This is a genomic window from Streptomyces sp. NBC_01549 (assembly GCF_026339955.1).
Lineage (GTDB): Bacteria > Actinomycetota > Actinomycetes > Streptomycetales > Streptomycetaceae > Streptomyces.
In genome coordinates this window covers 2124649-2148405 of record NZ_JAPEPW010000002.1, presented here as the reverse complement: position 1 = coordinate 2148405, position 23757 = coordinate 2124649, and the positions used below count along the sequence as shown (strand labels likewise).

At 68.1% G+C, this 23757-nt stretch carries 21 protein-coding genes and 1 pseudogene; 9 read left to right on the top strand and 13 right to left on the bottom strand.

What is annotated here, in order from left to right:
* Positions 1 to 690: 690 nt before the first annotated feature.
* The 9 genes from OG819_RS44985 to OG819_RS44950 all read right to left on the bottom strand — a co-directional run bounded on the left by OG819_RS44985 (position 691) and on the right by OG819_RS44950 (position 10004).
* Positions 691 to 2094, bottom strand: coding sequence for an FAD-binding oxidoreductase (locus tag OG819_RS44985; RefSeq protein ID WP_266630645.1), 1404 nt, complete (start codon positions 2092 to 2094; stop codon positions 691 to 693).
* Between the two features lie 137 nt (positions 2095 to 2231).
* A complete protein-coding gene (locus OG819_RS44980; protein WP_266630647.1) occupies positions 2232 to 3086 on the bottom strand; it encodes a hypothetical protein in 855 nt (284 codons plus the stop codon).
* Positions 3087 to 3119: 33 nt separating this feature from the next.
* Entirely contained in the window at positions 3120 to 4538 is a 1419-nt protein-coding gene (locus OG819_RS44975; RefSeq protein ID WP_266655165.1) for an arylsulfotransferase family protein, read from the bottom strand.
* A 697-nt stretch (positions 4539 to 5235) separates the two neighbouring features.
* Complete coding sequence (locus OG819_RS44970; protein ID WP_266630651.1) at positions 5236 to 6195, bottom strand: D-2-hydroxyacid dehydrogenase family protein; 960 nt, start codon at positions 6193 to 6195, stop codon at positions 5236 to 5238.
* 484 nt (positions 6196 to 6679) lie between these two features.
* A complete protein-coding gene (gene fmdA, locus OG819_RS44965; protein ID WP_266630654.1) occupies positions 6680 to 7930 on the bottom strand; it encodes a formamidase in 1251 nt (416 codons plus the stop codon).
* Positions 7931 to 7955: 25 nt separating this feature from the next.
* Positions 7956 to 8591 carry an AmiS/UreI family transporter gene (locus OG819_RS44960; protein WP_266630656.1) on the bottom strand — a complete coding sequence of 212 codons (636 nt, stop codon included), beginning with the start codon at positions 8589 to 8591 and terminating at the stop codon, positions 7956 to 7958.
* Positions 8592 to 8783: 192 nt separating this feature from the next.
* Positions 8784 to 9062 carry an FmdB family zinc ribbon protein gene (locus OG819_RS59250; RefSeq protein ID WP_353963264.1) on the bottom strand — a complete coding sequence of 93 codons (279 nt, stop codon included), beginning with the start codon at positions 9060 to 9062 and terminating at the stop codon, positions 8784 to 8786.
* Between the two features lie 145 nt (positions 9063 to 9207).
* A complete protein-coding gene (crcB, locus tag OG819_RS44955; protein ID WP_266655163.1) occupies positions 9208 to 9576 on the bottom strand; it encodes a fluoride efflux transporter CrcB in 369 nt (122 codons plus the stop codon).
* Positions 9573 to 10004, bottom strand: coding sequence for a CrcB family protein (locus tag OG819_RS44950; protein WP_266634822.1), 432 nt, complete (start codon positions 10002 to 10004; stop codon positions 9573 to 9575). Before OG819_RS44950 ends, crcB begins: the two co-directional genes overlap by 4 nt.
* A 325-nt stretch (positions 10005 to 10329) precedes the next feature.
* On the opposite strand from OG819_RS44950, the gene OG819_RS44945 reads away from it, so the two are divergent.
* Positions 10330 to 11493, top strand: coding sequence for an NAD-dependent formate dehydrogenase (locus tag OG819_RS44945; RefSeq protein WP_266630660.1), 1164 nt, complete (start codon positions 10330 to 10332; stop codon positions 11491 to 11493).
* A 368-nt stretch (positions 11494 to 11861) separates the two neighbouring features.
* Positions 11862 to 12284, top strand: a complete 423-nt coding sequence (locus tag OG819_RS44940) for a hypothetical protein (RefSeq protein ID WP_266431847.1) — start codon at positions 11862 to 11864, stop codon at positions 12282 to 12284.
* Positions 12285 to 12415: 131 nt separating this feature from the next.
* Here OG819_RS44940 and OG819_RS44935 read toward each other — a convergent pair whose 3' ends face one another.
* Positions 12416 to 13273, bottom strand: a complete 858-nt coding sequence (locus OG819_RS44935) for a hypothetical protein (RefSeq protein ID WP_266655161.1) — start codon at positions 13271 to 13273, stop codon at positions 12416 to 12418.
* A gap of 323 nt (positions 13274 to 13596) precedes the next feature.
* Here OG819_RS44935 and OG819_RS44930 point away from each other — a divergent pair, with 323 nt between their 5' ends.
* The 5 genes from OG819_RS44930 (at position 13597) to OG819_RS44910 (ending at position 20264) form a co-directional block, all read left to right on the top strand.
* The gene (locus OG819_RS44930; protein WP_266630664.1) at positions 13597 to 15417 is read left to right on the top strand and encodes a gamma-glutamyltransferase family protein; all 1821 of its coding nucleotides are present in this window, start codon (positions 13597 to 13599) and stop codon (positions 15415 to 15417) included.
* 87 nt (positions 15418 to 15504) lie between these two features.
* Positions 15505 to 16350 (top strand): inositol monophosphatase family protein, encoded by an 846-nt coding sequence (locus OG819_RS44925; RefSeq protein WP_266630666.1) that lies wholly within the window; start codon positions 15505 to 15507, stop codon positions 16348 to 16350.
* A 265-nt stretch (positions 16351 to 16615) separates the two neighbouring features.
* Entirely contained in the window at positions 16616 to 18025 is a 1410-nt protein-coding gene (locus OG819_RS44920; protein WP_266630668.1) for an NAD(P)/FAD-dependent oxidoreductase, read from the top strand.
* A 179-nt stretch (positions 18026 to 18204) separates the two neighbouring features.
* On the top strand, positions 18205 to 19677 hold the full coding sequence (locus tag OG819_RS44915; protein WP_266655159.1) for a beta-1,6-galactanase: 1473 nt from the start codon (positions 18205 to 18207) through the stop codon (positions 19675 to 19677).
* A 77-nt stretch (positions 19678 to 19754) separates the two neighbouring features.
* Positions 19755 to 20264 carry an O-acetyl-ADP-ribose deacetylase gene (locus OG819_RS44910; protein WP_266630672.1) on the top strand — a complete coding sequence of 170 codons (510 nt, stop codon included), beginning with the start codon at positions 19755 to 19757 and terminating at the stop codon, positions 20262 to 20264.
* Between the two features lie 100 nt (positions 20265 to 20364).
* Here OG819_RS44910 and OG819_RS44905 read toward each other — a convergent pair whose 3' ends face one another.
* The gene (locus OG819_RS44905) at positions 20365 to 21498 is read right to left on the bottom strand and encodes a DUF3103 family protein (protein ID WP_266655157.1); all 1134 of its coding nucleotides are present in this window, start codon (positions 21496 to 21498) and stop codon (positions 20365 to 20367) included.
* Between the two features lie 303 nt (positions 21499 to 21801).
* On the opposite strand from OG819_RS44905, the pseudogene OG819_RS44900 reads away from it, so the two are divergent.
* Together OG819_RS44900 and OG819_RS44895 are read left to right on the top strand one after the other, a co-directional pair.
* A pseudogene (locus OG819_RS44900) lies at positions 21802 to 21939 on the top strand (macro domain-containing protein); the annotation flags it as partial.
* 19 nt (positions 21940 to 21958) lie between these two features.
* Positions 21959 to 22477: an adenylate kinase gene (locus OG819_RS44895; protein WP_266655155.1), complete on the top strand. Its 519-nt coding sequence runs from the start codon at positions 21959 to 21961 to the stop codon at positions 22475 to 22477.
* 38 nt (positions 22478 to 22515) lie between these two features.
* On the opposite strand, the gene OG819_RS44890 is transcribed toward OG819_RS44895, so the two are convergent.
* Both OG819_RS44890 and OG819_RS44885 read right to left on the bottom strand, forming a co-directional pair.
* Positions 22516 to 22887 carry an SgcJ/EcaC family oxidoreductase gene (locus OG819_RS44890; protein WP_266630678.1) on the bottom strand — a complete coding sequence of 124 codons (372 nt, stop codon included), beginning with the start codon at positions 22885 to 22887 and terminating at the stop codon, positions 22516 to 22518.
* Between the two features lie 38 nt (positions 22888 to 22925).
* Positions 22926 to 23639 carry an SDR family oxidoreductase gene (locus OG819_RS44885; RefSeq protein WP_266655153.1) on the bottom strand — a complete coding sequence of 238 codons (714 nt, stop codon included), beginning with the start codon at positions 23637 to 23639 and terminating at the stop codon, positions 22926 to 22928.
* Positions 23640 to 23757 lie beyond the last annotated feature (118 nt).

The following is a 23757-nucleotide window of genomic DNA, read 5'->3' as shown; positions in this document are numbered from 1 at the left end:
CGACGTGTGTCCCGCCCCTGTACCGATGCCACTTGGGCATCCGGTGGTTCCCGGACTTCCGTTTCCGGTTTCGTGGGCGACGACGACTTGTGGAGCCGATCGGATCGTAACCGGTTCACGAACGCGCACGGTTCAACTCACAATGAATGAAGGGTAGTTGGAGAGGACCGGAGGGAACCCGTGCCGTCTGCCCAACCGGGCCGGGCGTTGGCGCGAAGGGCAGGTGAGGCCTCGCCGGGTTCCCGGGCCCGCGGGTACTCCGGAGCCGCCGCCGCCCGGACCGCATCGGTTGTACTGGCTGGAATCGGTCAGCTGCGGCGAGGGGCTGCTGCGGCTGTCGGCACAGCCGGTCGACACCGCGGGGCCCACGCCGCCCTGGCGTGGCGGGACGAAGTAGCTCCCAGCCGCCATCGCCGAGGAAGACCAGCACGGCACCGCCCACACCACCGGTGACAAGCGGGCTGCGTCCCCATCCCCAGACAAACGCGAGAGCCAGACCCGGCACGGTGAGGCAGGCAACCACCGTCGGCACTGCCTCTCCGACGAGCGTCATCCGAAACACCGAGGCGGAGCGCTACGTGTCACAACCGTGCCAGACGCAGGGGTCAGCCACGGTCAGGAAGTGCTGTGGGTGCTCGCCGAGCGGCTCCTCCCACTCGCCCGCCCCGGGACCGTTGGTCTCCGCTCCGATCATTCGCTCGGGCCGGCGACCGGGCTTTCCTTGGTATCCGCGGCAGCGGCATCGGTACGCAGTTCAGGCCGACCCAGCCAGGACACGAACAGCCCGTCGGGGTCCCATCCGGCGCGGAGGGCGTCGAGCCTTAGGAGGTTCTCGTCGGTCACGAAGCGATACGGGCGGTTGACCAGGTTCTCGTCAGCCAGCTGGATGCCGCTGGCATACGGCTCCCACGCTCGCATGTGGTTGGTCACCCAGTTCGTGTAAGTCCGGCTGTCGACCGGATCGGTCCAGGCCGCATACAGCCCGTAGTACAGCTCGTCCTCCACCGAGTACGCCATCGACGGACGTTCGGGCTGTCTCTCGTATCCTCCCCAGTTGAACACCACCAGGTGCGACGGCGTCGGCGGCCAGGTCTTCAGCATGGCCTCGAAGTTGGGCCACAGGTCATCGAAGGAGGCATGGGTCCACATATTGTCGGCCAGGTAGCGCTTGGTCTCGTCGTAATGTGGATCAGTGCCGTATTGGCTGAGGGTTCCGGTGTCCGTCACCTCGTTGAGCCGAGTCGTGAGCACGTGAGGGCGTGCGGGACAGGACTCGAAGATCGACAGTTGTTCCCTGGCCTCCTCCTCCGTATCGGTGAAGGCCGTCGCATTGAGCGAGATGAGAGGCTCGCCGTCCGTCATCGGGTCGCGGCAGCACAAGAGATTGATCTCGGTCGGGGTCTGACGGCCGATCTCATGGACGAACCGGTAGACGTCTTGTGCGGCCGAGGCCGGCCAGAAGTAGCCGCTGTTCATCGTGACCCGCATGCGCGGATACAGCTTGACGTAGAACCTGGTCACCACGGCGAAGAAGCCGGGACCGGCGCCGCGGGCCGCCCAGAACAGGTCGGCGTTCCGCGTCTCGTCGGCGTGGATCCGTTCGCCGCTCGCCGTGACCACGTCGATACCGGTCACCGACATGCACGCCGGTCCGTAGTCCCGGCCGGCCCAGCCGAACCCGCCTTGCAGCAGGTACCCGCCGATGGAGACACCCGTGCAGTGGCCGGTAGGAAAGAACAGGTTCTGCTCGGCCAACATCGCGTTGAGTTCCGACCCCTTGATTCCGGGCTGGGCGGTGCCGGTCATCGCCTCCCTGTCGACCGCCACGTGCCGCAGGTTCGACAGGTCGATCAGCACCGTGCCGTCACGCAGGTGCGACCCGGACCAGCTGTGGCCACCGGACCGCACCGCGATCCGCAGGCCCTCCTCCCTGGCGAGCCGTACCGCCGCGACGACGTCGTCCTCGTTGTTGGCCAGCACGATCACCTCTGGGTAGCGGTCCGGTACGCCCGCGTGCCAGCACGCCTCACGGCGCCGACTCTCGTAACGGTAGTCACCGCGCCGCAACACCCTGCCTTCGGTCCGGGTCGACATGCCCTCTCCTTTCGGGAATCTTCGTGAACCGGCGCAACCGTGACGGACTGAATTCGGACGAGAATCAGATGCCGACGGTTTGAGGCACCCGACCGAACTGGCGCGAGCGGCAGAGCAGGCCCTGCCGGCCGGCGAGCCTATTCAGATCTTTGGAACTCGTCGAAAATATCCGGGAGAAACGCTGCGAGATGGTTCATCTCCCGTGAGCAATGCACGACCATGGCGCGGGCGTGTCCGTCCCCGAGACGCCGCAGACCCTCTGCGACTGTTTCGAGTTCGTCGGTCAGGGAGGCTCCCGTGCGGAGTGCGACATATTTCCCGCCCATCCAAAAGCGCGAACGCATCTCGGCGCCGCCCTTCACCCGGCGTACGTAGTGGACCAGGTGGCCCCAATCGAGCGGAACGCTGGACAACCCGACCGTGGCGCAGATCGCGGTGGCTTCGTCCGGATCGAGGCTGTCGTCGCTGAATCCCAGCCTGCCGGGATGGACGAACCGGATGGCGAGCTCGCCGAGCGAACTGCCGACGTACTCGTCGACGAACGATGTACCCCCGATATACCTGTCACGGTAGGGAGCACTCTGGTCCACCGTGCCTCCGGACCATTCCGCGTACAGGTGAGCACGCGGATGCCACAGCTTGTACCGTTGGGTCTCCGTGGCCTGCCACCAGAACCACCAGTCCACCATGACCGGAGACACTCTCGGCATGCGGGTCAGTGTGGCGACGTGCATGGATCCGTCGCTGAAGAGGCTGTATCCGTTCTCGAACTCCTGATAGCCGGTGTCGCTCAGCGTTGCCGCGTTGTCCGGACTCAGGCACAAGGGGGGCGCCTGAGGGCCGAGATCGATCGCCTCCTTGATGTGCTCCGGCAGTGGTGCCATCACCGGGTTCCAGTACTTGGCGTACCACTTGCCGTCGAGTTCGCCGGCGTGCATCCCCAGGTGGGGTCGGCGAGCGGGGTCCGGGCGCAGTTCTCTCACCTCCGTCATGCCGTGACTTCCCCATGGTCCCCCCGTCAAAGGTCAGCCGGAGAGTTTCACCACGCGGGATTCCCCGATGACCCTGCCCTTCGCATCCAGCGCCCTGACCTTGAAGTACGGTCCTGGTGTGGGCGTGGTGACGGCGGTCTCGAATCCGGACCGTGGGGCGTGTCCGACGACGACCGACAGGGATTTGGGGTCGGATCCGGCGAGTACTTGCCATGCTTCGGTCCGTGTCGAGCCGTTCCAGGAGGCGTAGACGACGCTGTGCCCGCCGGCGGACCGTGCCGCCGCACTCGGTGGGTAGTAGGGCGTGCCGATCCATTTGTCGCGGAAGGCTCGGTAAGAGATGTCGGAGCCCGGCAGTTTCGCGTCGTAGAGCAGGTTCCGCGAGCCGTTGCCCTCGGTGTTCCCCGCACCCGCGTACTCCGAGTAGTACGGGCTCTGACCCCACCCGATGAATTCGTTGCCGTTGGGGAGGGCCTGGGTATTTCCCTGGGTCGGTGACTCCAACGGCGGCTGGTGGTAGTAGGTCTTGTCCACCGTCGCTTTGTGGCCGCGGAAATCAAGGTTGAGGATCAGGCCGTGCGAACGCTGTTCGGGGGCGCCGTCGGGAAGGTCGCAGCAGCCGTCGTCGAACATGCTGATCCGGTTTCCTGGCCGGAATCGGGCATCATGCTGCCAGTAGAAGTCCGCGTTCGGACCGAAGGTGAAGTCGCTCTTCTTTCCCCCGATCTGATAGCGGACCTTCCCGGATTTCTTGGTGACGTCGTAGATCGCCCACATGTTCCGGGCCGAGATCAACAGCCGGCCGTCAGGGCCCTCGTCGACGGAGTTGATGTGAAAGGCATCCCACACTCCGCCGGACGACGAAGCGCTGGAGGCTGCCTCCTCGGAATCGGCGGGGTCGATATGCTCCAGCGCGTTCCATGAGTAGAGGAGTTTCCCCGTGGCGAGGTCGACCTCCTGGATCTCGCTGTTCTCGATGGCTCCGTTCTTCGGACCCCCAAAGGGTGTGAGGTCCATGGGCACCGGTTTGGAGGCGATGAACAGTGCGGTGCCCCTGCGGGTCAGGGTGAATTCATGCTCGTCCGGGTAGTAGCCGTGATGCGCGAAGACCGTTTTGAGCAGGCGGTAGTGGGTGTCGTAGATGTAGTAGCACCCGCCCGGTTCCGGCGCACCGGCCGGCAGGTTCGTATACGCCGGGGGAAGGGCGAGAGTCCCCTGCCACCAGGTCAGCACCGGTTGTCCGCGGCCTCCGCGACCGTCGTAATAGGTCTGGACCTTGAAGTCGGCGTTCTGGAGGTTCGCGGAAGGCAGTGGGCGGAACCAGACCGGATCCCCCGAGCCGTCGTTGACCAGCGCCCCCGTCTGGCCGACCATCTGGTCCGCGCTGAACGGGGCGACAAAGATGTCTCCGTGAGCCGTTCCCGGTTTGTTCGCGGTCACGGTCACCCGCATGGGGTGAAGGCTCGGTTCGGAGACGAAACTCCACACGTCGCTGCCCGACAGGATCGGGGGTGGAGTACTTTCCGATGGAGGGAAGGGTTTCGTCGCGCACCGGCGGGACGCGCCCCCTTGGGGACTCGCCGTGGCCGACGGCACGCAGTTCGCGAAGAGACACCCCGCAGCGAGCACGCAGGCTCCGACGGCGCGACGGGTCCTTCTCCGGGTCCGGCGGACCCCCGGCTCTCGCGTCACCATCGCCGACCTCCTTGGCACCCGGAACCCTTCTCCGATGGCGGTGCCGCTCGTCATCGAAATCTGTTCGGTCCACCCCTCCGACCCGGAACGATCAAGACCGGGAGTTGTTCCTCTGGCGACGGTATGCAGCAAGGGAGGCCCGCGCCTGCTGAAGGCCACTCAGGTAGGCCGTTCGGCAGGTGCGGCCTCACCCGGACATGCGGCAGCTCCAGTGCGGCGGGGTGATGACGAGCCGGCCTTCCGACAGCCCGGTCCGGTAGCCGTTGGGCATGTTCTTGCCCGAGTGTGATCCGCGTCCGCCACGCTCCGCCGCCGTCCTCCGGGGACCTGGGTCTGGTCCGAGCCGAGCAGGATGCGAGCCGCCGCGAGAATCTCCTTGTCCTCCTCCACCCCGGAGCCCGTGAGCACGTTGATCGGCCGACTCTGCCACACCGCCGGGGCTCACGACGGCACGTCAGCCGAGGACCCGGACCGGGGCGCCGTCGAGGTAGGCCTGGATGTCCTCCACGGCCTGGCCGTAGTAGCGCGCGTAGTTGGCGCGGGACACATAGCCGAGATGAGGGGTGGCGAGCAGCCGCGGTGCGGAGCGCATCGGGTGGTTGTCCGGCAGCGGTTCGACGTCGAAGACGTCGACGCCGGCGCCGGCGATACGGCCCTCGTGCAATGCCGCGAGCAGGGCGTCCTGGTCGACGATCGCGGCCCGCGAGGTGTTGATCAGGTAGGCGGTGGGCTTGAGCAGGGCGAGCTCGGCGGCGCCGAGCAGGCCCCGGGTGCGGTCGCTCAGCGCGAGGTGGACGGAGATGAAGTCGCTGTTCGCCAGCAACTCCTCCTGGGAGGAGGCGAGTTCGACGCCGACCTCGTCAGCGCGTTCCTTGGTGAGGTGCTGGCTCCAGGCGGTGACCTCCATGCCGAAGGCGAGTCCGACCTGGGCCACCCGGCTGCCGATTTTGCCGAGACCGAGCAGGCCGAGCGTGCGGCCGTGCAGGTCGGCGCCGACGGTGGACTGCCAGGGGCCGCCGTCGCGCAGGGCGTTGTTCTCCTGGACGATGCCGCGGGCGAGTCCGAGCAGCAGGGCCCAGGTGAGTTCGACCGGCGGCGTCGAGGAGCTCTGGGTGCCGCACACCGTGACGCCGCCCGCCTTCGCGGCCGCGTAGTCGATCACCGAGTTGCGCATGCCGGAGGCGATCAGCAGCTTCAGGCGGGGCAGCCGGTCCAGCAGTGAGTCCGGGAAAGGCACCCGCTCGCGCAGGGTGACCACGAAGTCGAAGTCGAGGAGGGCCGCGGCGAGTTCGTCCTCGGTGGCGAAGTGCTCGGCGAAGGAGACGACCTCGACCCGATCGCTCAGCGTCGACCAGTCGGCACATGTGCTCGCCACGTTCTGGAAGTCGTCGAGTACGGCGCATCGGAATCGCATGTCATTTCTCCCAGGTGTTCACGCTGTCGGGGCGCGGGCAGGCGCCCAGTCCGGGGGTCGCCCGGCAGCACGATCCTGCCCCGGTCGATCACGGCACCGGAGAACGGGTCGCCCACCGGGCCGAGATGGCCGCCATGCTGCGGGCCGCGGGACCACGAAGGAGTGACGGGATGAACAAGTTCGTCAACGACTCGAAGGACTACGGTGCGGAGATGCTGGAGGGGCTGGCCCTGGCCAACCCCTACACGCTGAAGTACGGGTCCCCGAGTACACCCTGATCATGCGCGGCGATGCCCCGCTACGTGGGCGAGTACCGCACCTCGCTCGACATGGCCGGCGTCTCCGCCAGACGACGATTTCCCGTTTCAGCGGCTCAGAGCGGACGTTTCAGCAGCTCAGAGCCGAGTGGAAGGGGCGTCACCGGAGGTTTCGATGACGCCCCTGATGTGTCGGTCGGCAGGGCCGCTTTCCCCCGTTCTCCGGTTCAGGCCGTGGACAGTGCGCACTTGCCCCGATCGGCCTTCATCGGGCCGGCGGCGGTCGGCCGGACGTCGAAGTCAAACATGGCGGTGGGTACGTACAGCGAGCAGCAGGCGTTGGGGATGTCGACGATGCCGCTGATGCGTCCCTCTATGGGGGAGGAGCCGAGCAGCAGGTAGGCCTGCTCTCCGCTGTAGCCGAACTTCTTGAAGTACTCGACGGCGTTGAGGCAGGCCCGTCGGTAGGCCAGCGTCGCGTCCAGGTAGTAGTTCGTGCCCGTGTCGTGGTCGACGGAGATCCCGATGAAGGTGAGGAACTCCGTGTACCTCGGCTCGACGTTGCCCGGAATGAACACGGGGTTGGTGGAGATGCCGTACGTCTCCATGCCGCCCTTGATCAGGTCGACGTGGAAGTCGATGAAGCCGCCCATCTCGATGGCGCCGCAGAAAGTGATCTCTCCGTCGCCCTGGCTGAAGTGCAGGTCGCCTCCGGACAGCTTCGCGTCCTTGACGTGTACGGGGTAGAAGACTCTCGATCCCCGCGTGAAGTTCTTGATGTCGTGGTTGCCTCCGTTCTCGCGGGCCGGCACGGTGCGTGCGCCTTCCTCGCCGATGCGCCGTGCGAGGTCTCCGGTGGCTGTGCCGGCGAGCGCGTTGGTGGCGTCCGGCGGTACGGCGAGCGGGGGGACCCGGTTCGGGTCGGTGTCGATCAGCGCCTGCTCGCGGGTGTTCCAGCGGGCGAGCAACTCGGCGGACGGGGCGGTTCCGAACAGCCCGGGGTGGGTGATTCCGGTGAAGCGGATCCCGGGAAGGTGGCGGGAGACGGCCTGCTGCCCGTGGAAGTCCCATACCGCCTTGTAGGCGTCCGGGAAGTAGTCGGTCAGGAAGCCTCCGCCGTTGGCCTTGGCGAAGATGCCGGTGTAGCCCCAGCCCTGTCCTGCCGCGTCCCCGGTCTGCTGCGGCACGGGGCCGAGGTCGAGGATGTCGACGACGAGCAGGTCACCGGGTTCGGCGCCCTCCACGCCTATCGGGCCGCTGAGCATGTGAGGGATGGTCAGGTCGATGTCGCGTACGTCGTTGGCGGAGTCGTTGTTGCCGACCTGACAGTCGGTCCAGTCACGGCACTCCATGCGGAACTCCGCTCCCGGCTTCACCATGGCGACGGTGGGGACGTCCGGGTGCCACCTGTTGTGGCCGGGCACGGCCTGGTCACGCATCGACTTGCTGTGGTCCACAGTGAAGAGAATTTCAGGCATGACAGCCTCTCATTTTTTGATCCGGTCAGGATGTTGTGCCTGTACTTCCGGCCGATTCCGTCGGGGCCGACTGCCGCGGTTTCCTGGTGAGCGGCCACAGCGCCGCGAACACGACGACACCGAGGGCTCCGAGGGCGATGGCGATCTCCGTGGTGTGCTTCCAGTAACCGGAAAGCAGCAGCGCCGCGGGAATGACACCCGTGACCCAGCCCTCGATCGCCGTCACCCAGCCCGTGTAGTCGGACAACCCCGTCTTCTTGAGACCGAGCAGCAGGAAGAACAGGAACCACAGGAAGGCCCAGTACAGCCAAATGACTCCGAACGGGTAGTCCTTGAAGAGGTGGAAGTTGACGAACGAATACCCAAGGGCCACGATCGCCACGAAGAGGGAGTAGTAGCCGACACAGATGTTGTCGATTCCGGCGAGCAGGACGATGCCTACATAGAGGTAGGTGAATCCGAACAGATAGATTCCGGATGCCGCCAGAATCTTCAGGTGGTCATCGCCGGCCGTGAAGATGAGGTAGGTCGGCGTCAGCACCTGCAGTCCGCCCACGAAGAGGTTGAACACTGCTGCGGACTTGGCGTCGACCTTCCCCAGCAGCAACAGCCCGTTCAAGAACAGCACAGCACCGACAAAGAGTAGTCCCACGTTTCCCACGGGGACACACCTCCTAAGTCCGCGTGGGGGACGTAATCGCGTGGCGCCCTGGCCGTCGATGAGTTGCCGAGCACACGGCTCGGCACCCGGCCCGCGTCGCGTGATTCCGCATTCCGCGCACCGCTACGGGAACGACGTCGTGTTCCGATGCCGAAACCCGCATGAGACGTTCTGCCTTGTCGACCACCGCCCTCAGAGACGCGGCAGCCGCGGGAGTGCGGGGTGCGGGTGCCGTGGCACCCCTCTGCGTGGCGGCACTTGGGAGACTACTGCCGGGGCTTCACGCGCCTGCTCCTCCCGGAAATGGAGGGCGGCGACCGCGTTCGGGGTCAGCGAGAGACCGGGCGAGGAATACACACGTCTCGCAGCGCCTGCGCAAACAGGGCAACCATAAGCTTTGGGCGCCGTCCCGATTTCCAACTTCACATCGAAGGGCCCACAGCGGCTGCATAGATATTCATAGATTGCCATCAACAGCCTCCGGATGTCGGTGGCTGGCCGACCCGAGCGCCTGTGGCGTGCCCGGATAGGCGTACGCCACAGCATGTTTCCTACATTCAAGGAGACGTCTCGTAGATCCACGTGTCAAGTCCCTGACGGCTGGGCCTGTCCTTTCTCAGAACGACCCGATGGCGAGCCCCGCCGCTGCCGCCGACAGACCCACCACGAGGCTCGAAGCGCCGTACAGAGGGGACTTTCTGACGTGTCCCTTCTCGCGCAGGTGGACCAACTCGTAACTGAATGTGGAGAACGTCGTATAGGCGCCGCAGAATCCGACCCCGGCAATGTGTACAGCCTGGTCCGACAGTCCGTGCCGGGCGCCGAGGCCCATCACGATGCCCAGCACGTACGAACCGGTGATGTTGATCAGCCACGTGCCGCGCGGGAACAGGCCCGGGCGTCGGTACTGCACGTACTGGTCGAGGACGTAACGTGTGACTGCCCCGACCGCGGCCGCGGCACCGACGGCGAGCAGGGTGATCACCGGACCCACCAGCCGTACCGGCGGGCGTGGCCGTGCCGCGCGGCGAGCCGCAACCGTCGGGCCAGGGCCACTCTGCCGATCGCCGGGCCCAGAACGGTGGCGGCCAGGCCGGCGGACAGACTGCCGAAGACGTTCAACGCCGCGACCGTGTAATGGCCGTGACCCAGAAGGCGATCGGTGTCGACCATCCATGTCGAGAAAGTGGTGAAGGCGCCGAGGAACCCGACGCCGGCGAACGGTCGTCGCACGTACCGGGTCGGCGGCCAGATCTCGAGTACGTACACGAGCAGCAGCGCCAACAGGAACGCACCGGACACGTTGATGGCGAACGTCGTCAACGGAAACGTCCCCCGAGGAGTGGGAAACGTCAGTCCCAGTACGTAACGGGCCGACCCGCCCAGAACGCCGCCGACCGCGACCGCCGCCAGGACGCCCTTGCGCAGACGTGAGCGGAACGGCTCGCGTGACGGTGTGGGACCGCCTCCCGGCTGGGGCTCGGCGAGGTGAGGCTTTCCCTCTCGGGCCCGGATTCGTTCGCCCGCATCAGAAGCCTACGTACAGAACACGGGTCGGTACACACTGCCGCCCGAACTCCTGCCGCAGGCCTCGCCGAATATCCGCATCCTTATCCACTGGCTCACCTCGATAATATCCGCGGGGATTGCCGCGGCAACGGGTGCTCAACTAAAATTCAAGATCATCGGTACCCGATCGGTTCAGCCGGAGCGACGGCCCCACCGATGGAGGACGGCCATGGCAAAGATCCTTGCGGTGCTCTATCCCGACCCCGTGGGCGGTTATCCTCCCGACTACGCCCGCGACGAGATTCCGGCCATCACCGGATATCCGGGCGGTCAGACAGCGCCGACCCCACAAACCAAAGATTTCACCCCGGGACAGCTCCTCGGCTGCGTCTCGGGAGAACTGGGACTACGCCGGTTCCTGGAGGACCGAGGCGACACCTATGTCGTCACCAGCGACAAGGAAGCGCCGGACTCCACCCTGGACCGCGAGCTGCCCGATGCGGACGTGGTGATCTCGCAGCCCTTCTGGCCCGCGTATCTGACCCCCGAGCGGATCGCCTTCGCCCCCCGGCTCAAACTCGCGATCACTGCTGGGATCGGGTCGGACCATGTCGACCTGCCGAGCGCCATCGCCCACGGCATGACAGTGGCGGAGGTGACCTACAGCAACAGCATCAGCGTGTCCGAGCACGCCGTCATGCAGATCCTCACCCTGGTGCACAACTACATGCCGGCCCACGACTGGGTGACCGCGAAGAAGGGGTGGAACATCGCCGACAGCGTCTCGCGCGCCTACGACCTCGAAGGCATGGACGTCGGCGTCCTCGGCTCCGGCCGTATCGGCCAGGCGGTACTGCGCCGCCTCAAGCCGTTCGACGTCAAGCTGCACTACTACGACGTGCACCGGCTGCCCAAGGAGGTCGAAGAGGAGCTGGAGCTGACCTGGCATCCCGACGTGCGTTCGCTGGCCTCCTCGGTCGACGTGCTCTCGATCCACACTCCGCTGCATCCCCAGACGCAGAACCTCTTCGACGACGACCTGATCGGCGCCATGAAGCGCGGCGCGTACATCGTCAACACCGCACGCGCGCTCATCGTCGACCGGGACGCCGTGGTGCGGGCCCTCAACAGCGGCCAACTGGCCGGTTACGCCGGTGACGTCTGGTATCCGCAGCCGCCGCCGCCCGACCATCCCTGGCGCACCATGCCGTACGAGGCGATGACGCCGCACGTGTCCGGTTCGACCCTCTCGGCGCAGGCCCGCTACGCGGCCGGTACCCGGGAGATCCTGGAATGCTGGTTCGACGGGCGCCCCATCCGCCCGGAGTACCTGATCGTCGACGGTGGTGGGCTTGCCGGGACAGGAGCGCGCTCCTACACGGTCGCCGGATAACGCATATTGAGCCGGAACGGAGCGGTTGCCGCCAGTAACAGCGACGCCTCTGATCAGGGCCTTACGGACAGGCAGCCTGTTAATTCCGGCTCAATAACAGACGGCGGTCAGGAAATCAGCAGAAGATCAATGGGAAGACGCGGCCGAAGATCCATCACTGAGTGGGCAATGGACCTTCGGCCGTGTCGTGCCTGTTGTGAGCCCATGACTCCTGTGAGCGGACTCACCCCGAATCTGCTGGCAGGACGCGACCGAGACCTTTAGTTTGCTAAATAGACAAATTTTTTCTATGCGGAGGCATCGGCGCCACGCATACTGTTTCGCAAGATAATCAAGGCGAACGCCGGAAAGGTGGATCAGTGAGCAGCATGGACGCCGTGTGGGTCCGGGGCGTGAACGGCATTCAGTTGCATCACGTGACCGATCTTCAGGATGCCGGCCGGTTTTTGGGCAACGCGGCGATGGCACTGCGGGCCGCACACGTAAGGACCGGCGCCGACCGGTACTCCAGCATCGCCACCGAGCTGAAGAGTCTGGTGGAGCGGGTGCGGAAGCTGGAGGACGAGGCGCGGTCGAGCATGCACGACCTGCACTCCACCGACCCCGAGCGGTTCGCCCGCTGCCGGGACGGTCACGAGCCGTGGCCCGGTGAGATCCCGGCGGGATTCATCCCGCGTCACACCTGCAAGGACGAATGCCTCTACCACGATCGCGACGTCCTCGAAGCCATCACGCAGTGCACCTGCGGCCGACCGCCGTGCCAGGCATGCGAGATCGGCGGGAAGCTCTGAGGAGCCCGAGCCCGAGTCCGAGACGGTGCGGAGGGAGCCTGCGGTCCCCGTGGGCTCCCTCCGCACTCGCGTATGCGCGGCGGCGCGTGTGTCTTCCTTCACGCGGCACCAGGTGGCGCGGCTCGACGCGCTCAGCCGAGGCACACCAGAAGCAGGCAGATGTGCGAGGGTGAAGTCGCTGTCGGCGAGGGGCTCGCCTGCGGTGTTCCCGGCGCCGTGTCATCCGCGCCAGTAGACGTGGACGTCTGGTTCGCCCCCGTACCGGCGTGGTGGGGCACCGCTGCGACGGAGGACGGGGAGACGGTCCGAGGTTGAGAGGTCACCGACGTCGTCGTTGGATCAGGAGAGGCGGCGGCGAACGGCCGAGCGCTCCGCGACGTGCTGTGGGGCAGGGTGGCGGCGGGCTGCCGGCGCGTGAGCTCGGCCACGGGCGACTGCGCGGGGGGAGTGGGCGAGGACCGGTGACGTTCGGGTTGTACCGACGACGCTGGGGGCTGCTCGGTCGCCTGTTCGTCCGCGGTGCCCATGGTCGTGATGTCCGGCGCGGTGGCCGCCTCTGCCCGGCCGGCGGAGTGCCGGTCCATCCCGGCGACGGTCAGGCCGCCTCCGACGAGTGCGACGGCGGTCGCGACCACCGCCCGGCGCTGGTTCTTCTTCCAGCGGGCCATCTGGCGACGCCGCGCCGCCCGCCCTCGCGGTGCGGGCGTCGCGCCCTCGAAGCCGTCGTACGGGTCGGTCTGCGGGGTCTCCTCCAGGTCGGCCTCGCCCGCTGCCTCGTCGCGAAAGCGGCCGTCGTGCCACATGTCCGAGGCCGTGGACTCCCACGGCACCGATGCGCTCACCGTCGTGCCCGTTGTCGCCATGCCGGCCCAGGTCGGGACGATGCCATCGTCGGCGGTGGCCGGTGCGATGTCCGGTGCGTAGGCACCGCACCCGGGACACACCAGAGCGCCATTGAGATGCCGGCGACACGAGGAGCAGTAGTCCATTTGCGGTCTTCCTGAGTTGGCATGCCGTCGCCCTGCGGGGGCAGGGTCACGTCCGTACGTGGGATCGAACAGCCAGCAACCTAACGAGGCTTTCGAAAGCCTGTGTGCAGCCCGTGTGGCACTCTTGTGCGGATTCTCCGGGCCCCTCGCGCGTGGGGGAGTTGAGGGAAGGTCACGCGAGAGGGGACGCGGGGCGATCGATAGCCTGCCGGGGGAGCGCAGGGAGGAGACTTCCGGCCCGAACTCCCCAGATTCACCCCAGGACCGGTCCCGAGCGCCGACCGATCCGTCCGATGAGCGGAAACAGTGAGGTGAGAGGCCGTATGTTCACGACCCGTCCCACCCTCCAGGGCACCTTCGGCATGGTGTCCTCCACGCACTGGCTCGCCTCGCAGTCGGCGATGGCCGTGCTGGAGGACGGCGGCAACGCCTACGACGCCGCCGTCGCCGCGGGCTTCGTGCTGCACGTGGTAGAGCCGCACCTCAACGGACCCGCCGGCGAGGTCCCGATCATCCTCGCCCCGGCGGTCGGCGAGGTGCGTGTGCTGTGCGGGCAGGGCGTCGCGCCCGCCGGGGCGACGATCGCCCACTACAGGGGACTCGGTTTGGATCTCGTACCCGGTACCGGGCCACTCGCCGCCGCCGTGCCCGGCGCCTTCGACGCGTGGATGCTGCTCCTGCGCGACCACGGCACGAGGTCCCTCGCCGACGTCATGAAGTACGCCATCGGATACGCGCAGGACGGGCACCCGCCCGTCGAGCGGGTCGGCGAGACCGTGGAGTCGGTGCGTGAACTCTTCGAGACCGAGTGGACCTCGTCGGCCGAGGTGTATCTGCCCGGCGGGAAGGCGCCGGGCCCCGGCGAACTGTTCCGCAACCCCGCCCTCGCCGCGACCTGGCGCCGGCTGCTCGACGAGGTCTCCAAAGAGGCCGGCCGCGTCGCGCAGATCGAGGCCGCGCGCCGCGTCTGGCGCTCGGGCTTCATCGCCGAGGCCCTGGTGCGGCAGGCCCGGCGGCCCACCATGGACACCAGCGGAAAGCACCACACCGGCACCCTGACGGCCACCGACCTGGCTTCCTGGTCCGCGAGCTACGAGGCTCCCGCTACGTACGACTGGCGCGGCTGGACCCTGTGCAAGGCCGGCCCCTGGAGCCAGGGCCCGGTCCTCCTCCAGCAGCTCGCCCTGCTCCCGCCTCAGCTGCCGCGGTACGGCTCCGCGGAGTACGTCCACCTGCTCGTCGAGGGCTGCAAGCTCGCCATGGCCGACCGGGAGGCCTGGTACGGCGACGCGGCCGAGGTGCCCCTCGACGAGCTGTTGTCGCCGGAGTACAACGCCGAGCGGCGCGCCCTCATCGGGCACAAGGCCTCCCGCGAGCTGCGCCCCGGCAGCCCCGGAGGGCGCACCCCCGCGATGAGCGGCCACGCGCGCGGGGTGGCCACCGGGGAGCCCGGATTCGACGCGCTGGCGGTGCCGGGCGCGGGCGAGCCCACCGTCGCCAGGACCGCCGGGGAACCCGAAGTGGCCCGGGACGGCGGCACCCGGGGCGACACCTGCCACCTCGACGTCGTCGACCGCTGGGGCAACATGGTCGCGGCCACCCCCAGCGGCGGCTGGCTGCAGTCCAACCCGGTCGTCCCCGAGCTGGGCTTCCCGCTCGGCACCCGGCTCCAGATGGCCTGGCTGGACGAGGGGCTGCCCAACTCCCTCACCCCCGGTCGGCGTCCCCGTACGACGCTGACACCCTCGCTGGCACTGCGTGACGGAGTGCCGGTCATGGCGTTCGGAACCCCGGGCGGCGACCAGCAGGACCAGTGGCAGACCCACTTCTTCCTCGCCGTGGCGTTGCGCGCCGAGGTACGCGGCGGGCTCGACCTCCAAGGCGCGATCGACGCCCCGAACTGGCACAACGACAGCTTCCCGGGCTCGTTCTACCCACGCGGCATGCGGCCCGGCAGCCTCACGGTCGAGTCCCGCACGGACGAGGCGGTCGTCGAGGAGCTGCGCCGTCGCGGCCATGACGTCCAGGTCGCCGAGGCCTGGTCCGAGGGCCGGCTGTGCGCGGTCGCCCGGGATCCGCAGACCGGTGTGCTGTCGGCGGCGGCGAACCCGCGAGGGATGCAGGGGTACGCGGTGGGACGCTGAGCAGCGCACTCCGGGAATTCACGGCGATTCCACCCGGAGTGCACCGGAGGGGTGGGGATTGTCAGTGGCGCGTGCTGTCATGGAGCCATGATCGAAGAATTCGAAACCATCGACGAGTTTCTCGCGCACCGCACGTCCGACGTCGAAGAAGCGGTCCGGCAGGCGGCCGCCGCCGAGATCATGCCGCGCTTCAGGCAGCTGACCGCGGACGAGATCGACGAGAAGAGCGGCCCGCACGACCTGGTCACGGACGCCGACCGCAAGGCCGAGGCGTACCTCACCGAGGCGCTCGCCAAGCTGCTGCCCGGCTCGGTCGTGGTCGGCGAGGAGGCGGTCCACGCCAATCCGGCGACGTACGAGGCGATCCAGGGCCAGGCCCCGGTCTGGATCGTCGACCCGGTCGACGGCACTCGCCAGTTCGTGCACGGCGACACCGGTTTCTGCACGCTCGTCGCGCTCGCGGTGGGCGGAGTCGTCCACGCGTCCTGGACCTATGCGCCGGCCCGCGACCAGCTCGCCGTCGCCGTCCGCGGCCGGGGCGCCCGCCTCGACGGCGAGCTGCTGCGCCCGGGTCCGCCCACGCCGGGCCGTGACCTCGAGATAGCCACCTCGCACCCGGACTACACCACCGACGAGCAGAAGCGCGCCCTCCTCGGCCTGCGCACCGAGGGCGTGCGGCCGCGCCCCTGCGGTTCGGCGGGCCTGGAGTATCTGGCCATCGCCCGCGGCGAGTTGGATGCCACGGCCTTCTCATGGGAGGCGGCCTGGGATCACGCGGCGGGCCTGCTCCTGGTCGAGGAGGCGGGCGGCGCCCACCTGACCCTCACGGGCGAACCCTTCCGCATCACGGGAGGCAACGCGCTGCCCTTCACTGCGGCCCGCGACGAGACCACGGCCCGACGGGTACGGGGACTGCTGACCGCCGGCCTCTGACCCCGCCGACGCCCGCATGAGCCGACCGGGGGCGCGGCCGGGGCGGGGTCCGCACGACCTCGCCGCCCCCGTGGTTCCAGGAACCCGGTGCGGGCCGCCACCGGCGAAGCCCGGTGCTGTCGGGCAACGGTGCCTTGGCAAAAGCCCCCGTCCGTCGGACGACTCCCCGGTTCCCAACCCCCCGCGCCATCAAGGCTGTCAGTCCCCCGGCATATCCTGATGTCCAGTGGCCGTCGGCTGACAAAGGAGTCCGAAGGTGCCGTCGATGCTCGATGCGGTCGTGGTGGGTGCGGGGCCGAACGGACTGACGGCTGCCGTGGAGCTGGCGCGCCGCGGCTTCTCCGTGGCCGTGTTCGAAGCACGGGACACCGTCGGCGGCGGCGCCCGCACCGAAGAGCTGACCCTCCCCGGCTTCCGGCACGACCCCTGTTCCGCGGCCCACCCCCTGGGCATCAATTCACCCGCCTTCCGAGCGATGCCCCTGGAGCGGTACGGCCTGGAGTGGCTGCACGCGAAGCTCCCGATGGCACACCCGTTCCCCGACGGCACCGCGGCGGTGCTCGCCCGTTCCGTGGCCGAGACGGCGGCCTCGTTCGGCCCCCGCGACGCCGGTGCGTACCGCAGGCTGATCGCCCCCTTCCTCCCCAAGTGGGACACGCTGGTCCACGACTTCATGTCGCTGCCCCTGACCGCGCTGCCCCGCGACCCCGTCACCCTGGCCCGCTTCGGCCTGACCGGGCTGCCGCCCTCGACCTGGCTGATGCGGCGCTTCCGCGACGAGCGGGCCCAGGCGCTGTTCTCCGGTCTCGTCGCGCACGTCATCGCCCCGCTCGACGGCGTCGCCACCGGCGCCGTCGGCCTGGTCTTCGCGCTGGCCGCGCACGCCCGCGGCTGGCCCGTACCCCGCGGCGGCTCCCAGTCCATCTCCGACGCGCTCACCGCGTACCTCAAGGACCTCGGCGGCACCGTCCACACCGACTACGAGGTCAAGCGTCTCGACGACCTGCCGCCCGCGCGCGCCTACGTCTTCGACACCTCACCCACCGCGCTGTCCCGGATCGCGGGCTTCGGGCGGTACTACGAGGACTATCGCTACGGGGCGGCGGTCTTCAAGGTCGACTACGCCCTGGACGGCCCCGTCCCCTGGACGGCCGAGGAGGCACGCACCGCCGGGACCGTGCAGGTGGGTGCGAGCCGCGCCGAGATCGCCACCGCCCTGCACGCGGCCTCGCGCGAGGGCCGGGCGCCGGACGCACCCTTCCTGATCACGGTGCAGCCCAGCGTCGTCGACCCCTCCCGCGCCCCCGAGGGCAAGCACGTCTTCTGGGCGTACGGACACGTGCCGAACGGCTGGACGGGTGACCTCACGGATGCGATCGAGCGGCAGTTGGAGCGGTTCGCGCCCGGCTTCCGCGACCGCGTGCTGGCCCGCGCCACCGCCGGCCCACGCGAACTCGCCGCGCGCAACGCCAATTACGTGGGCGGCGACATCGCCTGCGGCGCCGCCTCCGGACTCCAGCTCCTGCTGCGCCCCAAGCTCTCCCTGTTCCCGTACAGCACGCCGCATCCGGCCGTCTTCATCTGCTCCTCGGCCACCCCGCCGGGCCCCGGTGTGCACGGCATGTCGGGGCACAACGCGGCGAAGGCCGTGTGGCGGCGCCTGCGCCAGTCCTGAGCAGGGGCGGCCGCCAGTCGTGACCAAGGGTGGCCGCCATTCTGACCAGGGGCGACGCAAGCCCTCGCATCCGTACCTCTTTTCACAGGAAGAAAGCGCTGTCACGCGTCTCGACAACGTTCCGCCGCGGCCCGATCATGCGATGGGGCCGTGGCATGACCGTGACAGGAGACTTCCACATGATCAAGCGCAGATCGGTGCTGGCCGCGGCGGGTGGTGCGTTGCTCGGCAGTGCGCTGGCCACGGGCACCGCTCGGGCCGACGCGACGATCGGGGTCAACCCCGGTACCTCGTACGGCAGTTGGGAGGGTTGGGGCACCTCCCTCGCCTGGTGGGCCAACGTGTTCGGCGCCCGGGACGACTTCGCCGACATCTTCTTCACCACCAAGTCCGTCGCCTACGGCGGCAAGACGCTGCCGGGCCTCGGCCTCAACATCGCCCGTTACAACCTGGGCGCGTGCAGCTGGAACACCGTGAGCGGCGAGAGCATGGTCGCCTCCGCCAACATCCCGGCGTTCAAGCAGATCGAGGGGTACTGGCAGGACTGGAACAACGAGGACCCCACCTCCTCCGCCTGGGACTGGACGGCCGACGCCAACCAGCGGGCGGCCCTGGTCAAGGCGACCCAACGCGGCGCTGTCAGCGAGCTGTTCGCCAACTCGCCGATGTGGTGGATGTGCCTCAACCACAACCCGTCCGGCGCGTCCGGCGGCGGCAACAACCTCCAGTCCTGGAACTACCGTCAGCACGCCTCCCACCTGGCCGCGGTGGCGCTCTACGCGAAGAACAACTGGGGTGTGAACTTCAGCTCCGTCGACGCGTTCAACGAGCCCTCCTCCAGCTGGTGGACGGCGACGGGCACCCAGGAGGGCTGCCACATGGACGCCACCGTCCAGGCGGCCGTCCTCCCGTATCTGCGCAGCGAACTCGACAAGCGCGGCCTGACCGGCACCCTGATCTCCGCGTCCGACGAGACGAGCTACGACCTGGCCCGTACGACGTGGAGTTCCTTCAGCTCGACGACGAAGGCTCAGGTCAACCGGGTCAACGTGCACGGTTACCAGGGCTCCGGCGGCCGCCGCGACCTCCTTTACACCGATGTCGTCACCACGGCGGGCAAGCGGCTGTGGAACTCCGAGACCGGCGACGCCGACGCCACCGGCCTCACCCTGGCGAGCAACCTCTGCCTGGACTTCCGCTGGCTGCACCCGACCGCGTGGGTCTACTGGCAGGTGATGGACCCCAGCACCGGCTGGGCGATGATCGCCTACGACCAGAGCACCCTCCAGCCGACCACCGTCCAGACCAAGTACTACGTGATGGCCCAGTTCAGCCGGCACATCCGTCCCGGCATGACCATCATCGACACCGGTGTCGGATACGCCGCGGCGGCTTACGACGCGAGCGCGAAGCGCCTGGTCATCGTGGCCGTCAACACCGGCGCCGCGCAGAACCTCACCTTCGACCTGTCCAAGTTCAGCCAGGTCACCGGGGGCAGCGGCGGACTCGTACGACGCTGGAACACCGTCATCTCCGGCAGCGGCGACCTCTACACGGCCCACTCGGACACCTATCTGAGCGGCAAGACACTGACGGCGGCCTTCTCCGCCGCATCGGTGCAGACCTTCGAGATCGACGGAGTGGTCGTCTGACGGTCGGATATCGGCGTGGCGGCCGGAGCGCGATGCGGCGAAGATCGAAGACCGCACACGAGGAAGCCGAGGCCGTCATGACCGCCATCACCCTGGTCCAGGGAGACATCACCCGCCAGAGCGTCGACGCGATCGTCAACGCGGCGAACTCGTCGCTGCTCGGCGGGGGAGGTGTGGACGGGGCCATCCACCGTCGTGGTGGCCCCGCCATCCTCGCCGACTGCCGCAGGCTCCGCGCCTCCCACTACGGCAAGGGCCTGCCCACGGGCCGCGCGGTCTCCACCACCGCGGGCGAGTTGGACGCACGGTGGGTGATCCACACGGTCGGCCCGCGGTTCTCCCACGAGGAGGACCGGTCGGAGCTGCTGGCTTCGTGCTACCGGGAGTCGTTGCGGGTGGCGGATGAGCTGGGCGCCCGTACGGTCGCCTTTCCGGCGGTCTCAGCGGGCATCTACGGATGGCCGATGGACGACGCGGCGCGGATCGCGGTGGAGACGGTACGGGCGGCGAAGACGTCGGTCGAGGAGGTCAGGTTCGTCCTCTTCGACGAGCGGGCGTACGAGGCGTTCGCCCGGCAGATCCGCTGACGACGGTCGGGGCCCGTCTGCCCGCGTAGCGATACGGATCTCCGCCCCACTGGATTCCGTCCAGTGGGGCGGAGCCGTGAAGACGCGGCGCGGCCGAGGATCAGAACTGTTGGACGAAGTACGGGGACACCGTCATCCAGCCGTTGCCCCGGGCACCGTTCACGCGGCCGGACGAGGACTGCGCGAGGGTGTACCAGGAGTCCACGTAGTCCGCGTCGTTGGTGTACCAGGACGTGGGGAGCGCGGCGAGGATCGCGTCCACCAGTGGGATGTACGTACCTTGGTCGGTGATGGTCAGCAGCGCGTCGGCGAGGGCCTTCGCCAAGGTCGCGTAGTTGGTGTCGCCGTCGTCCTCCATCATGACGACGTCGGCTTCGTTGTACTTGTAGTTGGACCAGTTGACGAGGATCTGGTTCGGGTAATAGGTGGTGTGGTCGTCGTCCAGATACGGCATGGTGACCGTGTCGACGCGGACATTTCCGTCCAGGCCGAATCCGCTGACGATCGAGTAGATCTCGGCGTCCCCGAGGACCCAGGGCTCTTCGTCGTCGTTGAGGTAGACCGAATCGACCTTGGTGGTCCAGTACCCGGCATTGCCGGCCGCGGCCTTCATCGGCGCCCGCAGGCCCGCCTTCTCGAAGGCCTTGTTCACCTGCGCGAGGCCGAGGGACACGGCCTTCGACACGTCGATGTCGATGACGTACACCGGCTGCTTCGGCGTCTGCCCGGCGCTCAGTGTGTGGGCCCGGCCGGCACTGTCGTAGGCGGTGACGGCGGTCGCGGAGTCGTCGTTGGCGGCGACCGCCACCAGCGGTTTGACCTTCGTGGTCAGCGCGCCCCGCATGGAGTCCGCGCCCAGACGCAGGCGCAGGAGTGAACCGGTGGTCGCGGGCAGTCCCTTGGCGGTGGCGATGCGGCGGTCGGCCGTGCTGACCGCCGAGTTCAGTGCGGTGGGTGCCGAGGCCCGGGCGGTGAGCGTTGCGAGGTCCACCTGTCTCGAACCCAGCGCGGCGGTACGTATCTGTGCCCGCCAGTCGGCGTTGCCGAGTGAGCGGGCCACGGCGCGTGCGGTGGCGGCTTCGATGCCGCCCACCGTGGCGGAGTCGGAAGGCGCCGATGACGCCGCGGGGGTCGAAGCGTGGGCGGAGGGAAGGGCGAGGCCTTGGAGAGCGAGGGCGGATACCGCACTGAGGGCGACGGCGACAGCCGTACGCCGGGTGACGGTGAGCTGCACGGGGTTCCTCCTGGATGCGTTGCCACCGCTGTGGGGCGGTCGGGCGACGGATGGGGACGATCAGGATGGAGCCGAAATCTATGCGGGTAGATTTGCCGCACGACCGCAATGATGTCCGGGCCATGCCAATCACCGCAAGAGTCTCGTCCGCCTCGGCGAGAACCCGAGCGCTGGGCGTTGGCCGAGCCGGTGATCACCGCGTTGCGGCTCTCGTGCAGCGGCGCGTTGACGATCTCCCGCATCTCGTAGGTGCCCCGGCTGGCCTTCGGTTGCGGTGCGGAGCTGTGGCAGCCTCGGGCATCCGTTCACACCGTGAGCCCGGTCTTCAGCCAAGGGCGGGATCGCTCGGAACCGCTCGCCTCCTGCTACCGGGAGTCGCCGAGGGTGGCAGAAGAACTAGGCGCCCACACGGTCAGGGCCTGTCCGGCAGGATCCGCCGGACGGGGCCTAGGATGCCGGGATGCGGCGGATCTTGGTGGTGGGGAGCACAGGTGCGGGTAAGTCCACGCTCGCCCGGGGTCTGAGCGGTCGCCTCGGCCTGCCCTACCACGAGATGGACGCGCTGTACTTCACAGGTGCCGGGTGGGCCGTGAACGAGAAGTTGAGCGAGGACGTTCTCCGGATCACCGCCGAATCCCGCTGGGCCATCGACTCCATCGGCTATCCGGAGGTCCGTGACCTGATGTGGGAACAGGCCGACACGGTGATATGGCTGGACTATCCCAAACGCATCGTCCTGCCCCGGGTCCTGCGCCGTTCCGTTCGCCGCACTGTCACACGTGAGCCGCTGTTCGGCGGCAACAGGGAAACCTGGACCGGCTGGCTGAGCCGGGAACACCCCCTGTGGTGGTCCTGGTCCCAGCACGCGAACCGGCGCCGCGAGATCGCCCGCCGCACCGGCGACCCCCGCTTCGCGCATCTCGACACGCTTCGCTTCGGCCGCCCGGGCGACACCGCGGCTTGGGTGAACTCCCTGTAAGGAACTCCCTGTAAGGAACTTCCTGTAAGGGAGCCGGACTATTCGAGCCGGGACACCTGGTAGTGGCCGATGTGCCAGGTCCCCTGCACGCGCTGCACCAGTACGCCGAGTTTGACGTTGAGGGTGGGGCGGTCCGTGAAGGAGAAGTCGACGCTCAGATATCCGAGGACGAGGTCGTCGGTGAGGCGCCTGGTCTCGAGAATCTGGTACGCGGCGGCCATCCCGATGGGCTGGGAGGCGTAGTAGGCCGCGACGCCGGGCCTTCCGACGCTGTAGGGGTGCAGCCCCTGGAAGATGGCGTCCTCGGTGAACTGGGCGGCGACCTGCTCCGGTTCGTGCGCGTCGACCGCGGCCTTCCACCGGTCGAGGACGTCCCGCAGGGCCGCCTCGTTGTCCGTTGTACGGTTCATGGAAGTTCTCCGTCGTCGTGTTCTGTCGTCGTGCTCCGTCAGTGGCCGGCGCTCTGGCCGCCGTCGACGTGGAGGATCTCGCCGGTGACGAACGGGGCGTTCTCCAGGTAGATCACCGCGTCGGCGATGTCGCTGATCGCGCCCATCCGGCCGACCGGGTGCAGTCCGGCGAGCGCCTCGTGGGTCTCCACGGGGTGCATGGGGGTCTTGATGATGCCCGGCGAAACGGCGTTGACGCGGATGCCACGCGTGGCGTACTCGATCGCGAGGGACTTGGTGGCGGACTGCAGGCCGCCCTTGGTCAGCGAGGCGAGTACGGAGGGGACGTTGGCGTCGGCGTTGTCGACCAGGCTGGTGGTGATGTTGACGATGTGTCCGCCGCCCTGGGCGAGCATGCGCTCGACGGCCAGCTGGGTGATGCGGAAGAAGCCGACCAGGTTCACGCCGGTCGCCGCGGCGTAGTCCTCCTGGGTGTACAGGTGGAAGGGCTTGGCGAGGAAGATGCCCGCGTTGTTGACCAGGGTGTCGACACGGCCGAACCGCTCGACGGCGGCGGCGATGACGCGTTCGGCGGTGGCGGGGTCGGCGATGTCACCCTGGACGGTCACGATGCCCGCGTCGTTGCCGGGGGCGATCGTGCGCGAGGTGGCGACGACGGCGTACCCGAGCTTGCGGTAGCCCTCCACGATGCCTGCGCCGAGGCCCTGCGAGGCTCCGGTGACGACTGCGACCTTCTGGTTCTGAGAGCTCACGATGATCTTCTCCGTGTTCCGGGATTCTGAGGTTCGAGATGAAGCGGGGGCTTCTTCGCCGGCCGCCGTTTCCTACTAGCCGACTGGTCGACTATTTGAAGGTAGGCGGGATGGAGAG

Bases quoted from the DNA above. Each gene is read 5' to 3' on its own strand.
- OG819_RS44985 (WP_266630645.1), bottom strand. From the start codon at position 2,094: ATGTCGACCCGGACCGAAGGCAGGGTGTTGCGGCGCGGTGACTACCGT.
- OG819_RS44980 (WP_266630647.1), bottom strand. From the start codon at position 3,086: ATGACGGAGGTGAGAGAACTGCGCCCGGACCCCGCTCGCCGACCCCAC.
- OG819_RS44975 (WP_266655165.1), bottom strand. From the start codon at position 4,538: ATGCGGGTGACCGTGACCGCGAACAAACCGGGAACGGCTCACGGAGAC.
- OG819_RS44970 (WP_266630651.1), bottom strand. From the start codon at position 6,195: ATGCGATTCCGATGCGCCGTACTCGACGACTTCCAGAACGTGGCGAGC.
- fmdA (WP_266630654.1), bottom strand. From the start codon at position 7,930: ATGCCTGAAATTCTCTTCACTGTGGACCACAGCAAGTCGATGCGTGAC.
- OG819_RS59250 (WP_353963264.1), bottom strand. From the start codon at position 9,062: ATGGCAATCTATGAATATCTATGCAGCCGCTGTGGGCCCTTCGATGTG.
- OG819_RS44945 (WP_266630660.1), top strand. From the start codon at position 10,330: ATGGCAAAGATCCTTGCGGTGCTCTATCCCGACCCCGTGGGCGGTTAT.
- OG819_RS44940 (WP_266431847.1), top strand. From the start codon at position 11,862: ATGGACGCCGTGTGGGTCCGGGGCGTGAACGGCATTCAGTTGCATCAC.
- OG819_RS44935 (WP_266655161.1), bottom strand. From the start codon at position 13,273: ATGGACTACTGCTCCTCGTGTCGCCGGCATCTCAATGGCGCTCTGGTG.
- OG819_RS44930 (WP_266630664.1), top strand. From the start codon at position 13,597: ATGTTCACGACCCGTCCCACCCTCCAGGGCACCTTCGGCATGGTGTCC.
- OG819_RS44925 (WP_266630666.1), top strand. From the start codon at position 15,505: ATGATCGAAGAATTCGAAACCATCGACGAGTTTCTCGCGCACCGCACG.
- OG819_RS44920 (WP_266630668.1), top strand. From the start codon at position 16,616: ATGCTCGATGCGGTCGTGGTGGGTGCGGGGCCGAACGGACTGACGGCT.
- OG819_RS44915 (WP_266655159.1), top strand. From the start codon at position 18,205: ATGATCAAGCGCAGATCGGTGCTGGCCGCGGCGGGTGGTGCGTTGCTC.
- OG819_RS44910 (WP_266630672.1), top strand. From the start codon at position 19,755: ATGACCGCCATCACCCTGGTCCAGGGAGACATCACCCGCCAGAGCGTC.
- OG819_RS44895 (WP_266655155.1), top strand. From the start codon at position 21,959: ATGCGGCGGATCTTGGTGGTGGGGAGCACAGGTGCGGGTAAGTCCACG.
- OG819_RS44890 (WP_266630678.1), bottom strand. From the start codon at position 22,887: ATGAACCGTACAACGGACAACGAGGCGGCCCTGCGGGACGTCCTCGAC.